A 15,148-nucleotide genomic window follows, 5' to 3' on the forward strand; every position below is an offset into this window, starting at 1 on the left:
TAAGCATGTTCCCCACTCAGTAACGCTTAATTAAGTCGTACTCCCCAGTTTTTTCAATTATACTTCATTTCTCTGCTGTGTTTTCAGATCAATACATATCAGCTTCTATATCGATGTGAACAGCTTCTGTATCGATGTGAAGACTATATGTCCACAAAGTTATTGCCGTATCGGACTAAACATATATTATATATATTTTTATCGCAAAACCCGCAACTTGTTGAAAAATATGTAGTTATCAATAGAAAACACGTCGTTTTGTTTCGAGAATCCTGATTATCAACCGCTCAATTTACTGATAAAGAGCGATAAATTTAGGGTCCCCGCCCGCTTACATACTTTGCAAAAATTTAGCTAAATGAGTAACAAAATATTGACTAGTATAACAATTGTATTCAATGATATTTAATATTATTTATAAATATAATTAAACTAGTTAACTGAAAAAACAATACAAACTTTGTAATATATTGTAATTCTAAATGGCCCGATAAATATCTTTTAAACAAAAAATCATGGGAAAAATAAGGTTGCATAGCAATCTTAAACTATATTCATGTTTTCTGCTGCTACTGTATACAGTATGATTATTTTTTCTGGTTTTCAACTTATGGATTTTGAATGTGAATCACTTTTAACCATGTCGATTTTTACCTTAATTGATCCCGCCGTGATATTTTTCGCAAAATAATAAAATAAAAGCTATTATAATGTATAAAATTCTGCAGTGAGATCTGTATTTTGTTCCGGAGAATTAATCCAAAGTAGATCCGGGCGCAATCGTAAATATGAAAACCAGGCATTTCAGAGTAAATAATTGATAATATGTGACCTGCTGAAAGCGCGGTAAAAACGAAACCGGAAAATAAAGCTTTTTAAGCATCTTCGAAGTTATACGAATGAATTCAAAATTGTTAGAGCATAATCTACAAAAAATCCTTTTTTCATAAAATTCCAGGGCATTTTAAAAAATAATTCCTCTCTATGATTTGAAGTCAAATATCCCAATAGATAATGATTTTTGTTTTATCCTGCTTTCACATTATCTCTTTTCTCAAACAGCCTAAAGTATTTTAACATGTATCGCGAATATTTTTATAATATAACATGTAAAGTACAATATAACATATCAAATTAATTTTGTATACTAAATGAAATTTATTTGTACTGTTTGGTACTGGGGAATCTATTCAAGCGGGGGATAATATCCTGAAAATGGAAGCTCATGTGCTATCTTCACTGTTCATTAACCCGATGAGATAGCCTTTGATCCTGATACATTTTAAGGATTATTTCTGGAATCTCAAAACTGTGATAGTGGATACTGTCTGCCAGATCCTGCCTTATATCCCTCATACGTGAAAAGTACAATCATAATGGGCACCGAGCCAGAATTCAAATTATTAACAAATTTGGAATCAAACAGAATAAATTGAAATCATACAGAATAATTTGGAATCAAACAGAATAAATTGGAATCATACAGACGAAATTTTTATTTTAATTCAATTAAAATTTTATTAAATAGTATTACAGGTGATAGCTCTGTTGAATCAAAAATTAGTAATACTCTTTATGACAAGCTGCCTTGTCCTGTCAGGCATTCCTGCAGCTTTATGCATGAGTTCGGCACCAGTTGTTTATGTTGCAGGAGACGGCAGCGGAGACTTCAATTGTGATGGAAAAGACGACCATATCCAGATAAATCAGGCTCTCAAGTTCGTGGCAGAAAACTCTGCATATACAACTGTTCATCTCAAGGGACCCTTTACCTACGTTATTGACGAGACCCTCCTGATAGGCAGCAATACAATCCTTGAGGGCGATTCCAGTGCAAAAATAAAGCTTGTCAGCAATGCTAACTGGGCAGCCTGGAAACCAATGATTAAAGAAAGAAGTACAGGCAGCAGCGGCATTACCATTCGCGGGTTTACAATCGACGGAAACCGGGAAGGGAATACGAATGTGGTTAGTGGAAAAGGGTATTATAACCTTATCCACCTCAGCAGCTGTCAGAACATAAATGTGTATAATATGTATCTGACCAATAACCACGGGGACGGTTTGAAAACCGATAAATGCACCAGTGTAAAACTCTATAATAACAAAATATACCTGCTCGGGCACGACGGCCTCTATGCCAGCAGCTGTTCAAATGTGGAAGCCTACAACAACATAATAACCTGCAGGACAAACAGCGGCCTCAGGCTTTATAATACAAACAAAGCCAGCTTCCACGATAATGTTATTACATCGGAAGGTTCTGGTGGGGCAGGAATTGAAATCCAGAAGTATAACACTCCCTCAATGGACGATATTGAGGTCTACAACAACGTAATATACAAAACTGCTCTCGCAGGGATCTGGATTTTCGGATCAGGGTCTTATTCAGCTTCAACGGCAAACGTTCACATCCACCATAACCAGATATACGATACCGGAACTAAAACCAGCAACAGTATAATCGGAGGAATCCTATCCAACGGGTTCGGTGGACTCATTGAAAATAACGTGATCGATGGGACCTATGGAGCTGGCATTGTCCAGAAAACTGTGTATTCTCCAGCCCCATCCGGGTCAGGTTTTGTTCTTACAGTAAGAAACAACATAATTACAAACTCCAGATCTTCTTCAGCCGGAGGAAGCGGGTATGGGGTGAACAACGAACTTAAAGGTACGCACTCTTTTGCCCTGCAGAACAACTGCTTCTACGGGAATGCAGGTGGAGAATACAAAAATGTCCAGGCCTCATCTTCAGATATAAAGGCAGACCCGCAGTATGCTGACCGAAACAGCCGCGACTACCACCTGAAATCAAAAGCAGGACGATGGGACGGAAACGGCTGGGTAACTGACAGCACGAGTTCCTCCTGCATCGACACAGGATACAGCTCTTCGGACTATTCTGCAGAACCGCAGGACAACGGAGGCAGGATTAACATAGGGGCATTCGGGAACACAAAGTATGCTTCAAAATCAGGAACATCTACAGTAGATAATAATCAGGCTCCTGTGATAAATTCCATCCCGGATGTTACTGTTGAAGCTGGAAAAAGCCTTACCTTTACAGTAAGCGCTTCGGATGCAGACGGAGATAGCCTCGCCTACTCTGCTTCAGGTACTCCCTCAGGTGCGACTTTTGACAGCAAATCCGGTTTTTTCAGCTGGACCCCGGCTGCCGGGCAGGAAGGGACGTACAGCGTAACCTTTGAGGTAAGCGATGGAAAACTAAAGGATTCGGCTACAGCAGTTATAAGCGTTGTCGCTCAGGAAAACTCCTCGCCCGCAGCAGAAGAGGTCTACGATAACCGCCTGCGTGAAGCTTCTCCTAACACAGTTTACCCGAGCTCATCCTTTATTGACGTCGGGGGAATGAATAATTTCAGGTACAGGGATGTAATGCGGTTTGACCTGAGCAAGTACGAAACTTCCGGGGAAGTTGGTAACGCAATCCTTTCTCTCTACTGGTATTATCCTTCAGGGACCTCAAGGCCCGGGGATACCGTGATCGAAGTTTACAGACCTGCTGCTTCATGGAATCCAGATTATGTGAGCTGGAGTAAAAAAGACAAAGATGTTGCATGGAATAATGCCGGAGGAGACTGGTACGATAAAAATGGTGTTTTGCAGGGCAGTACTCCATACGCTACGATAACCCTTAAAGCCAGTGAACTTCCGGATAGTACATACCACGAGCTTGATGTAACTGGCCTGGTAAAAGAGTACGCCAGCGGCAAATACGAAAATACGGGATTCCTGATCAAAGCCCGTACGGAAAACAACAATTACATAGCTTTTTACAGCACCGAAGCCGGAAACGAGAACCAGAAACCCAGGCTCACCGTAACCGAACAGGCAGCTGTAAACCCGGTTATTGATGTGACCGTGACAGGGGCAAAGGACAACCGCCTGCGTGAAGCCTCCTCTAACACAGTCTACAAGAGTTCGTCCTTTATTGACGTCGGGGGAATGAATAATTTCAGGTACAGGGATGTAATGCGGTTTGACCTGGGTGAATATGAAGCTTCCGGGGAAGTTATTAACGCAGCCCTTTCTCTCTACTGGTATTATCCTTCCAGAACCTCAAGACCTGAGGATACTGTGATCGAGGTTTACAGACCTGCTGCTTCATGGAATCCTGATTATGTGAGCTGGAGTAAAAAAGACAACGGTGTTGCATGGAATAATGCCGGAGGAGACTGGTACGATAAAAATGGTGTCTTGCAGGGCAGTACTCCATACGCTACGATAACCCTTAAAGCCAGTGAACTTCCGGATAGCACATACCACGAGCTTGATGTAACTGACCTGGTAAATGAATATGCCAGTGGCAAATACGAAAATACGGGATTCCTGATCAAAGCCCGCACGGAAAACAATAATTACATAGCTTTCTACAGCACCGAAGCAGGAAGTGAGACTCAGCGCCCTAAACTGAACCTGCAATTGAAACCGTAATCAATTAGCAAATTTAGTTTCAGGAAAGGTATTTCTACAGGATGCAGGCGAGCATAAAAACGTCAACTGCTTAACCTTCATCCCTGTATCTTTTTTCGGATAACTTTTATAGAAAACGGGCCTCCTGAAAAACAGGCCTTCTCATTTTTTCAGAGCATGATATGTTCTGGTTTTAATTTTTAAAATTAATTTAAAACTGAATAAATAATTTATACATCCTGTTTTCATACCTTCTGCATGACCCTTTCTCTATTGAGCCCTCTGGAAATGCCTGCAATAGATGGCATCAGAATTCCCCTGAACTTATATGTCGTGCTTAAGGAACCAGCACTTCTTGCCGGTATGTCTTATCCCGGAATGCGTACTCCCTGGAAAAATATTGGGGATGCTGGTTTCTCAGGTGTGGTCTGCCTCTGCGATTCAAAGGTTTCCTATAACCCCTATCCTCTTGAAGTACTGTTTTCTGCAGAGTTGGAAGATCTGCACCACGGTTTTCCGCCAATTAACCCTCAAATGCAGGAGGAACTTGTAAGGGACGCAACTGAAGTAATAAGGCGAGAAGTGGATGCAGGGAAGGGAATTGTTGTTCACTGTATGGGCGGGATAGGCAGGACTGGCACTGTTCTTGGATGTGTACTCCGGGACCTTGGTTTTCGTGCTGATGATGTAATAAGTTACCTGGACAAAATAAGCAGAATCAGGGGTGTAAGGGGGTGGCCGGAGGTAAAATGGCAGGAGGAAATGGTACGAAAGTACTGATTTATTCTGTGAAAATTGATTTATTCTGTGAAAATTAACTCATTCTGTGAAAATTGACGCTCAGTTGATTAATCCTTTAACTCTTTCACATTCACGTTCTTTATAGAATTTATGATAATGTATCTATATTTCTCTTTTATTTCCTTTTTTCAGCTTCATTTTTACCCCTGTCCTTCACTACTGAAAATCATCTCCTCTGAAAATCATCTCCTGAGGAAAAAATTTAAGAACTAAGTCTTCGTATAAGAACTGTACAAAGATACTTTAAATGATGGCGATAGCTATGGTAACAAGTCAGGAAAGACAGAGGTCAAATCTATCTCGAATGAAAGAAATAATGGAAAAAATTGAAAACACAACAAACGACTCTGATCTAATAGCCGAATTAAAGGAACTTTTAAGAAAACAATATCCCCTGTCCCTAAAATGGCATATGATTATATTTAGAAGTGAAGTTGATAGAAGCTTAAGGTATTTAGAAGAAATAAGAAAAGAAGAAGCTAAGGTAACAGGTGGGAAGTACAAGCAAAGAAAGGAGCCAAAAGGAGGATTAAAGCAAGTTTACTATAAACCCTCAGAGATACCGGGCGCATTTAAACTTGATTACTGCATAGCATATGATGCTGAAACAAACCAGTATAAATGGTTAAAGTGCAGCACTCCCCGAAATACAAGAGCAAAAGTTTTTACAATTCCGATATCTATGATTGGAGAGTACAAACTTCAATGGAGTGAAGAGATGAAACAGAAATGGGGAGAAGACAGCATCGGACAAAGAGAATTAGTAGAAAGGGCTATTAATAATTGAAAAACAAACCAGATCTGATATATCAAAGACCCTAATCCCCCCACCTTTATGTGTGCAGTGGAAGCACTTCAGATATACTCAGGAAAAGTGTCCTTTTGAAACAAGTCGAAAGCTTCTTTGAATATATTGGTCAATAGGATTCAGAATTGAAGCAGTTATTAACTCAAAAATTCCACATTCTATAAGACGAGGAGTATATATCTAGAAGAGGATTAAAACTGGAGATTAGGTGCTAAATGTGGAATCGATGTTCTGTAAGGTCTAATCTCCAGCAAAGTCTTAAGGGTCATACATTACCAAGGGGTATACCTTATCCGATGTAGATTCAGGCAGTAATTTCCTTACTCATGATATAAGCAACCATTTCGGAGTTTAACTTGCTCTCCCTTGAAACTCTTTTCTCAATCTCTTCAGCGGATTTACCTTCTATTTTCATGTCTTTAATCTTTTCAATTATTGAGGATGAAATGCTGTAGTATTCATTAATATCTTTCCTGTGTCCCCAGACATCCCCTTCAATAAGCTGGACTCTCTGCATCTGAAGGAACATTTCTATGGACTTTGAAACCGTGCGCCTGTATGATTTCGGAAGCTGTATTACCTCAATCTTCGGGCAGGTTTCAACCAATCCAAAGATGTCCTTGTTAGAAGGCCGGAAAGCCAGGTGGACGATACGTTCATTAGGATTGAGTGTAAAGATTTCTTCTCTTGAGCTAACTACTCTGATTCTCATGTTTTTCCCCCACTGTAGGTTGTTTTATGTTTTTTATTGTTTTATGTTTTTTATTGTTTTATGTTTTTACTACAGTAAGAACTACTTATACTTATTATAAATAGTTATCTCATTGCACTAACATTATTTTGATAGTATATTAGTTGATCACTTCTATTAAGTTCCGGAAAATGGCCTAAAAAAACCTAAAATAGAATAAAATCACTTTATACAGATGGTGACCTTATCTTTACTTTGATTTTTGTCATTTTTCTTATTATAATTTTTTTTTAGAACTATTTGAATTATTATTATCATTAACACCGAGAATTCCTCTGCTTTTCAACTTGAAATTTTGAAAATTTTACGACGGACATGAAAGTCACCCATGTGAACAATATTCGTGTCTCGTATCCCTGGACATGGCATATAAAAAAAGAATTGAAAGGCTGATCAAGATCACAGGAAATACTTAAGGAGAGCCATATTCAAAAATCCCTGCAGTAAACATTACACAAATCCCCGCGGAAAACATTATAAAAATGTTCGCAGTAAACCTTAAAGAGAGTTCTATACCTGTTTTCTCCTGGTGCGGGTTTAATCTTCAAACTCCAGTTCATACTCTTCCTGCAGTTCTCTATCAAACAGTTCCTCTTCAACCTTTAACGTATTAACTGCAACTCCAGTTTTTCCTTCAGGTATGCCAAGTTTAATAAGAGTAAACTGCTTCATTTTTTCAATTCGGGTATCTTCTAGGTTTAATTCTGCAGACCTGTTAAATGCTGAAAGTGCTTTATCGTATTCTTCTATGTTGTAATGGAGGACACCCTTGTAATACCAGGTTCTTGAATTATGCCAATTAATTTTGAGTGCATCTTCAATAGCTATAAACGCTTCATCGTGTTTACCCAATCTTGAAAGCATAAACGCCTTTTTTGCAAGAGCTTTCTGGTCATAGGGATCAAGTTCCAGGACGCTGTTAAAGTGCCTTAATGCTTCATCATACATTCCGTTTTTAGAGTAAATGTAGCCTCTTGTAAAAAGAGAATCTGAGTCGTCAGGGACAATTTCCAAAGCCCGGTCAACAGCTTTTAAGGCTTCTTCTGATCTGTGCATTTTAGTAAGGATTGCTCCTTTCTTTGACCAGAGGACTGAATTGAATGGATTTAGCTGTATTAGCCCGTTATACAGGCTGAGCGCGTCTTCATATTTTCTCGTCATTATAAGGATGAAACCTTTATTTGACAGCGCTTTTTCATTATCTGGCTGGATGTTTATTATCTTATCATAGGCTTTTAAAGCCTCTTCAAACCTATTTAGCTTGGAGAGGGCATATCCTTTTCTCAGGAGTATCTCAGGCTTTTTTGGTGTAAGCTGGTACGCTTTTTCAAGGTACTCAAGCCCTTCTTCATATTTATGGAACTTTAAAAGTGCCTTTCCTTTCAAAAAGAGGAGTTCACTATTCGTTGGGTCCAGATCAAGTGCAAGGCCTAAAAGCTCGAAAGCTTCCTGAAATCTCTGGAGTTTCAGGAGGCTGGAAGCTTTAAGGGAAAGAGCACCCACATGGTCCGGTTCAATTTCAAGTGTTTTATTTGCGAGTCCTAATGCCTCTTTATACCTTTCGAGCTGATAGAGCACAAAACTTTTTTTGCATGTGGCTTTCACGTATTCGGGATTAAAATCACAGAGCTCACTAAAAGAAGATAACTGTCTTTTTGATGGAAGGGAATTTATAAAATTAGGAGTAATCCTGAGTACTTCATCAAGTGCATAAAGTGCCTCTTCATATCTTTTGTGTCCTATGAGGAACTCAACTTTAGAACGCCAGCCTTCCGTATTACCAGGTTCTGTTTCAATCAATTCATTAAGGGCCCTTTCCTCTTCAAGGATTTCTTTTTGCTTTTTCGTCCAGGCTTCAAGGAGGGGTCTTGAGTCCGGATGTTCTGAATCAATTGTGAGCACATACTTTATCTGCTCTATTGCTTTCCCGAAATCTCCTGAGTCTGCATATCTCTCAGCTAGCTTTTGCATCTCATTCACTACAGGGTATGCAGAGATCTGGACCGCTATATCTCCCTGCGAGCCTTTTGTGGGCTGAAATATCACCTGGATTTGGGCTCCCCAGTATACATTATTTAAATCAACGTCAGATATCGAACTGTCGATTATTGCACTGACATGGAAAAAATAGGTTTTCCCGTCCTGGCCGATTATAAACCCGTAACCCTGCGGTGCAAGATACTTGAAAATCTGGCCCTGCTTTCGGGGAATTTTACTGCAGAATTCTTCCCTTGCTCGCCCTACTTCATTGTCAGGCTCATTTCCATTGAAAGAATCTATTTCATCGGGGGATGGTTTTAGTTTATTGGAAATAATGGGAAGGTTATTGGGGGTAATCGAAGTATTAGAGGAGTTAATAGAAGAGTTATTAGTCGAAGTATTGGGGGAGTTAATAAAAGAGTTATTAGTTGAAGTATTGGGGGAGTTAATAGAAGAGTTATTAGTCGAAGTATTGGAGGAGTTAATAGAAGAGTTATTGGGGTTAATAATAGGTGGGGAATTAATAGGGGGAGAATACTTAATAGAAGAAGAGCTTTCCACGCGTGAGCCTCTATATTCTTTCAAAAGGCCCGTGAGTTTTCCATAGCCTATAAGCCTTTCATATCCCTTACATGTTTGTTTGGAATAGTTTTTAAAGGCCGATTCGAGCAGGGACGTTACATTTTCCAGGTCAAGTGTTTTGTGTTCCGGGTCCTTTTCTTGCAAGGCCGTTATAAGAGGTTCTGCAGCTTTGTATTTTTTATCCCTTTGAAGGACATAAAGTGCGGATTTTAACAAAAGAGGGAGAGTATCATTAACGTACTCCTCATTTTCCTTTCTGGCAGCTCCCTCTATTCCGGGGTTTTGTCCCGGTAATGAATGAAGGGTATCTCCAAATGTTGAATACTCGAATTCTTTTTCAGTCAGGCTGCAGAAAATGTACCATGCATCAGGATCTTCCATCGGAGGTATCAGGTTAAAGTATACTGCTAAGCCAATATGGGCTTTTTCATAGTCATTAGTTTTAAGGGCAGCATATGCAGTATTATAGATATATTCAGGCAAGGGTTCCCGGGAGAATGCTTCTTCAAAATAACTCTGGGCTTGCCGGAAAGCCTCAAGGTGCACAAGATAGCAACCTGCGTTATAGTGAAAAACACCGAGTTTCTGGTATTTTTCCGCAAATTTCAACAATTCCGAGACCAGAGAAGGTAGTGGAGAATAATTTTTGTTTTTTATGCAGTTCTGGTACTGGCTGTTTATTTTATCCCATTTCTTTTTGTCTTCCTGCAGATGGGTTGAATCGAGGCTGTTTAATGGAAATGACATATTCGGCTCATGAAGAGTCAGCTTTGCAGAGGCCACTTTTGCTTTAAAGTTTCCGAGAGCCTCTTCGATCTGGTATTCAACCGGATTGCAGTCCTCTGCTTCGTTTTCTAATACCTCTTCCCCAGTTTCAGGATTTTGAGGTTGTCCTATTAACTCGTTTGCAGATTCCTTATTCGCAGATTCCGGGCCCATACAGCTTAAAGGGTCTTCTAAACCCTGGTCCGGATATGAGTCCGATAGGATCTCCCAGGCTCCTACCATTTTATAATATATGCCGGCAGTCCCTCTTTTAGTTTTGATTATGGTAAAGTCTTCGCCAAAACCTTCTATTTTTCCCTCCAACACGCTCCCATTAATCAAAGTCAGATTGACTTTATCTCCGATTGATGCTTTATCGGAAAATAAGCTCATCATTGTAAACTCCCCACTTAAGCTATGCTTTCTTTCTAATAATTTTAGTTGATTTTTATATGTTATATACTTTGTTAATTTGCTGTCAGACATGATTTATTAAAAAAGAAGCCCCTCTAAAAGAAAATGACTTTCCCTATCAAGCTCGATTATGGATCATGCAATTCTCTCTCCCGGGAGAGGTGAGCATAACATTTACTGAAAACGCACCAAATTTATTGACAGTGATTTTGCATAGATGTGGAATTGAGCTTACTTTTGAAACAGTGATGGGTACATATAAAAACCAGGCATTGGATCCACATGTAAAATTGGATACACATGTAAACAGAGAAAGGTTTAGAGACGAATGGTTCAAATGAAAAATGGTAGATTGGAAAAACAGTAACGTCAGAATGAAAACGAATCTTAACCGATGACCAATGAATCAAGACTTAACAAAAACCCTTGATTTATACAAATATTGATGACGTTTTTGAAAAAAATGTTTGAATATCTTCCAAAATGCCCATTGGAAAGCTCCTGCTAATCTCTAATGAGGGCGAGTAGAAAATATTATTGATGCAAAACCTCAGAATTAATGTGGTATAAGTTTAATTTAAAATATTTAATTTAAAGGTTAGAAAAAATAAGACATTTCGTTATGAATCAAAAGAACGGGATTACTTATAAAATGGGTATAGCCCGGCACGGATTCGAACCGAGGTTGCAGGATCCAGAGTCCCGCATGATTGACCACTACACTACCGGGCTTCGATGATTTTTCGCTGTGGGGCGTGATTCTTGCGCCTTGAAGCGTATCTTCTAAAGGAAGATCTCCTATATATAACTTTCGACTGAGCGCCTTTGGATTTGTTAAAAGTTTAAGATATTGGGTAGAAAATCAGAATTCTAAAAAGTTTAATTTAAAAAAAGGAATTATTATTCCGGTAAAAAGGGTATTATTCCTTATCGAATCACAGGCTTTCTTCGGACTGGTTGAGGACAGCAGTCCACCACCAGCGGGCCATGTTTATAAGGTCTTTTGAGAACTGGCCGGAAAGCCGGTACTCCTTGTTTTTTATTGAGATTAGCCCGGCTCCCAGGAGTTTATTGCGCATTGCATAAAAAGAGGCACGGCCTATCTGGAGTTCTTCCAGAATGGTCTTCCATTCATCAGTTCGGATAGCATTGCCGGCTGTCTGTCGCTCTTCAACCATTGACAGGAATTTCTGACCCCGTACTGCAGTGGCGTCTTCCTGAAAAATACGCCTCATAAGATTATAGTATGGGTCTCTTGATTGGCCTATACGGGCATTTGCATCCGATCGCACTACGATGGTAGTTGCGGTTCTTGGTGCGTTTTTCACAAGTGACATTTTCTATCAGGCAATTGGGGTTGAAGTGATAAGCTGTTCAGGCTGCGGAATTAGTAGATTTTTTCGTGGAAGAGGCAACTATCTTCATAAGCAGGTCTACGTACTCTTCTCTTAAAAGATAAACCATCGGGGTTTTGTAGGACTCCTTATGTGCTCTCAGAATTCCAAGTTTCGAATGAATGTATCCTACCATGGATGCTACGGTATTTCTTGATACATTGTATCTACTTGAAAGCATTTCATGCAGCTCATCAATAGTTGCTTTCTTTACTCTGATGAAGATACACAGAATAGCCCTTCGATATCCACTGGAATCTACTTCAAGAAATTTCTCTAATCTGGCTTTAATTTTAGCTCGGATGGATACCATAAATTACCACCTTACTGATGTAGTAAACTATGTCAGTTATAGCTCTATATATAGGTTTGTAAATTTATTCGTCATGATGGGAATAGATATTAAAGCTACTGCTCTTCAGGCAATTTTACTTTGCTTCAAGGTCAGTTTTGTGTATAGATATATCCTTTCTCCAATATATCGCTTTTTAGGATCCATTTCCATTATATATTCTTGGAGTTCTATTTAAGTTGTCCTGCACAGAGTCAGGACTTTTATACTTTTGTTTTTAGCTACTTTTTCTGATAAAACTTTTTAGCTACTTATTCTGATAAAACTATTTAATATTTCGATAGCTGAAAAAGCCTTTAAAATTCCTGTTATTAATTTGAATACTCGTATAATATATTTACTCAACAAAATTATTAGATTCTTACGAACATATATATTAAGCTTGTGTTTAATTCCTAAAAATACGCCGAGTTAGTTGATTGATATAATGAAAATCTGGTTTTTCTGTTCGATAAAAATATTTTCCATATTGTCCCAAAGTCTGATAAAATCACAAGAAACAGAATGATGCGACTGTTATAAGGTTTTATTTTTCTTTAATGCGGCATGGAATTTTTTTCTTTATGTAACTTGATTACCTATAAAAAAGAGGTTTAAAAGTATATTGTTGAATAAATGTGCGGCAACTTTAGTTGGAGTTCTAAATGCTGGAAAAAAATAAGAGTATGGGAATAACAAAGGGGACCTTGAACTCACAATTTTTTATCAAAAGAGGGATTAATATTAATAAAGGTTATTACCTTAGACAGAAATCATATGGAAAATTAAGTACCCGGACCTGGATCAGAAAAAATTAACTTTCCGGGACTTCAGGCCTCATTCAGGAGCGGATAATGTGGAATATAGGTATGATCTTAATGAGAAAACTCTTTACATCGAAGAAAACCGAATACCTGCGTATAGCCTGGAAAAAAACGAGATTGGAAATTGCACCAGCTGCGACTCCATGCTCATGAGCCTTAGCTATCATTCTACAGGGGAGAATATCGCAGTCATAACGAAGTGCATTTCATGCGGGGCTTTCTATGCAAATATATATGATTCCGACTGGAACTGGGTAGACGAAACTCAGGTAACGCTTCTTCCTATCCCCATCCCTCTGAGTAACCCTGTGATTGACAGCTGGAAAGAACTTGAGGCCGTCCCCATAAAAAAACTGGAAGCAGTTTTTTCAAAAGGGGAAATTGAAGCCCTTGTTGCACGGGCAAAAGATGAAAACCCGGTCCGTCAGTACCTCTATAGAGCTCGCAAAAAGTATGAACTTTTTGAAGAAATTTTTGATTTAAAGCTGGAGTTATAATTTCGTTACATGAATTTTTCTATTTTTTAGCAAAAATGGGGAATAAATCGACTCCAATACTGGCTTAAATATGCGTACTAATATAAAGTTACCTATAATAAAATCCACTGGTGGATATAATAATCGGTAACAGCAACTTCATTTCAAAAATATAACTAATTAATGTAAGCTTAAACAATGTACTTGCAAAAATGTCCATAAATAAAATACTAAATTATGAGCTTAAACTCTGGATAAAATACTAAATATGAAAATGTGATATTAAAAATTCGTTCGTAATAAAATTAATATGTCAATATGTGACTAACAAGAATTTACTTCTTATGTAACTATTTAATGATTTGTCCAGGTCCACAAGACCCGTACAACAAATAGTGAAAAAATGCCAGATTTAGTTAATTAGTTTATCTGAACGCAGGGCCGGGCAATATATAATGACATTTTATCATTTGTTTGCTTATGTGTATTAACCTCTTTTCAACATGGTTAGTGTGGAGTATTTGGTCTAAATATGTTTATATAAACATATGTCAATAAAACATTAATATATCAGTAAATATATAAATATCACCAGTAAATATCAACTAAATATCTAAAAATAGGTTGATCCGTCTATAAAATCGTTAAACGAGACATTAATTTATCAACTATTTTTTAACTGAAAATTTATCTTTACTATTTAAAACATTTTTCTCCATTACCTATGTGTTTCAGTCCATTTTCAAAGTAATTAGTGTAGAGAATTTGGTTCAAATATCAATATATGCATATAGGCTGATAAAAGATTAATTTATTAATAAATCTATAATTGCCAAGCAATAAATTGATGGCGTATCTAATAACTTTTAGGGAAAGTGACATAATTGGGTAAAAAATGAGTTTTACTCAGAACCGGATTGTGGTTTATCCCCTAAATATGAATTTTAGAACTTATTCAGTCGACAAAAGAACTGGATTCTCTCCCAAATATCTAAATGCCGCCTTTACTGAACAAAACCTATATTTTTTAATATATTTGTATCGCAATAATTACCTATCTGCATATCAGTCCTTTTTATTTTCAGGCCCTCATTTTTGAGCCAGTCTCCATATCCAATGAAAATGTCTCAAATAATTCATTCCTATGTTATATAGGAACAAATTTTGCATTGAGCGTCATTTCCAGGTCAACCTCCAATTTAGCAAAGTCGATCATTACATAAACTATAGGAATAGAGTACTTTTTGCCGACCACCGCATTATTAGATACGAAACAATGGTACTGAAAAATAATTCTGAAAATAAGGATAATTGTACCTATATACTATATGAATAGGATGAGCTGTTGCAGGAGTTCTTTAGAAAACAATGCCTTCAAAAAAAAGACCCATCTCCTCCAACAATGGCCCCATTTTGAGATATTTTCTGGATATCCGATGATCTACTACGTATGTGTTTTTGACATAAGTTGGGCTGTGTAGTCTACCCTAATTGGTTAAAAAAATATATTATAAATATAGTTTAATTTTAAATATTCCGTACAACAAAATCATCACGTGGGCAAGAAAAAATTTAAAAGTTATAT

At 37.9% G+C, this 15,148-nt stretch carries 9 protein-coding genes and 1 tRNA gene; 5 read left to right on the forward strand and 5 right to left on the reverse strand.

From position 1 onward, the window contains the following. Positions 1 to 1,575 precede the first annotated feature (1,575 nt). The 3 genes from EO95_RS08905 (at position 1,576) to EO95_RS08915 (ending at position 6,025) form a co-directional block, all read left to right on the forward strand. A complete protein-coding gene (locus EO95_RS08905) occupies positions 1,576 to 4,458 on the forward strand; it encodes a disaggregatase related repeat-containing protein (RefSeq protein WP_048134004.1) in 2,883 nt (960 codons plus the stop codon). Positions 4,459 to 4,695: 237 nt separating this feature from the next. Further along, positions 4,696 to 5,217 (forward strand): dual specificity protein phosphatase family protein, encoded by a 522-nt coding sequence (locus EO95_RS08910; RefSeq protein ID WP_048133966.1) that lies wholly within the window; start codon positions 4,696 to 4,698, stop codon positions 5,215 to 5,217. Between the two features lie 325 nt (positions 5,218 to 5,542). Continuing rightward, positions 5,543 to 6,025, forward strand: a complete 483-nt coding sequence (locus EO95_RS08915) for a hypothetical protein (protein WP_235282939.1) — start codon at positions 5,543 to 5,545, stop codon at positions 6,023 to 6,025. Positions 6,026 to 6,350: 325 nt separating this feature from the next. On the opposite strand, the gene EO95_RS08920 is transcribed toward EO95_RS08915, so the two are convergent. Beyond that, positions 6,351 to 6,758, reverse strand: a complete 408-nt coding sequence (locus EO95_RS08920; protein ID WP_048133968.1) for a DUF1699 family protein — start codon at positions 6,756 to 6,758, stop codon at positions 6,351 to 6,353. Positions 6,759 to 7,334: 576 nt separating this feature from the next. Then, a complete protein-coding gene (locus EO95_RS08925; protein ID WP_048133970.1) occupies positions 7,335 to 10,520 on the reverse strand; it encodes a tetratricopeptide repeat protein in 3,186 nt (1,061 codons plus the stop codon). Positions 10,521 to 10,675: 155 nt separating this feature from the next. Between EO95_RS08925 and EO95_RS08930 the strand changes: the two genes are divergently transcribed. Then, positions 10,676 to 10,879: a hypothetical protein gene (locus tag EO95_RS08930; protein WP_048133973.1), complete on the forward strand. Its 204-nt coding sequence runs from the start codon at positions 10,676 to 10,678 to the stop codon at positions 10,877 to 10,879. Positions 10,880 to 11,197: 318 nt separating this feature from the next. On the opposite strand, the gene EO95_RS08935 is transcribed toward EO95_RS08930, so the two are convergent. From EO95_RS08935 to EO95_RS08945, 3 genes are all read right to left on the reverse strand, one after another. Next, a tRNA-Gln gene (locus EO95_RS08935) sits at positions 11,198 to 11,270 on the reverse strand. A 203-nt stretch (positions 11,271 to 11,473) separates the two neighbouring features. After that, positions 11,474 to 11,875 (reverse strand): hypothetical protein, encoded by a 402-nt coding sequence (locus tag EO95_RS08940; protein WP_048133975.1) that lies wholly within the window; start codon positions 11,873 to 11,875, stop codon positions 11,474 to 11,476. A 37-nt stretch (positions 11,876 to 11,912) separates the two neighbouring features. Then, entirely contained in the window at positions 11,913 to 12,245 is a 333-nt protein-coding gene (locus EO95_RS08945; RefSeq protein WP_048133979.1) for a DUF2551 domain-containing protein, read from the reverse strand. Positions 12,246 to 13,119: 874 nt separating this feature from the next. Here EO95_RS08945 and EO95_RS08950 point away from each other — a divergent pair. After that, positions 13,120 to 13,584 (forward strand): hypothetical protein, encoded by a 465-nt coding sequence (locus EO95_RS08950; RefSeq protein ID WP_048133980.1) that lies wholly within the window; start codon positions 13,120 to 13,122, stop codon positions 13,582 to 13,584. Positions 13,585 to 15,148: the final 1,564 nt, after the last annotated feature.

The organism is Methanosarcina sp. 1.H.T.1A.1, from assembly GCF_000979295.1.
In the GTDB taxonomy this organism is placed as follows: Archaea; Halobacteriota; Methanosarcinia; order Methanosarcinales; family Methanosarcinaceae; genus Methanosarcina.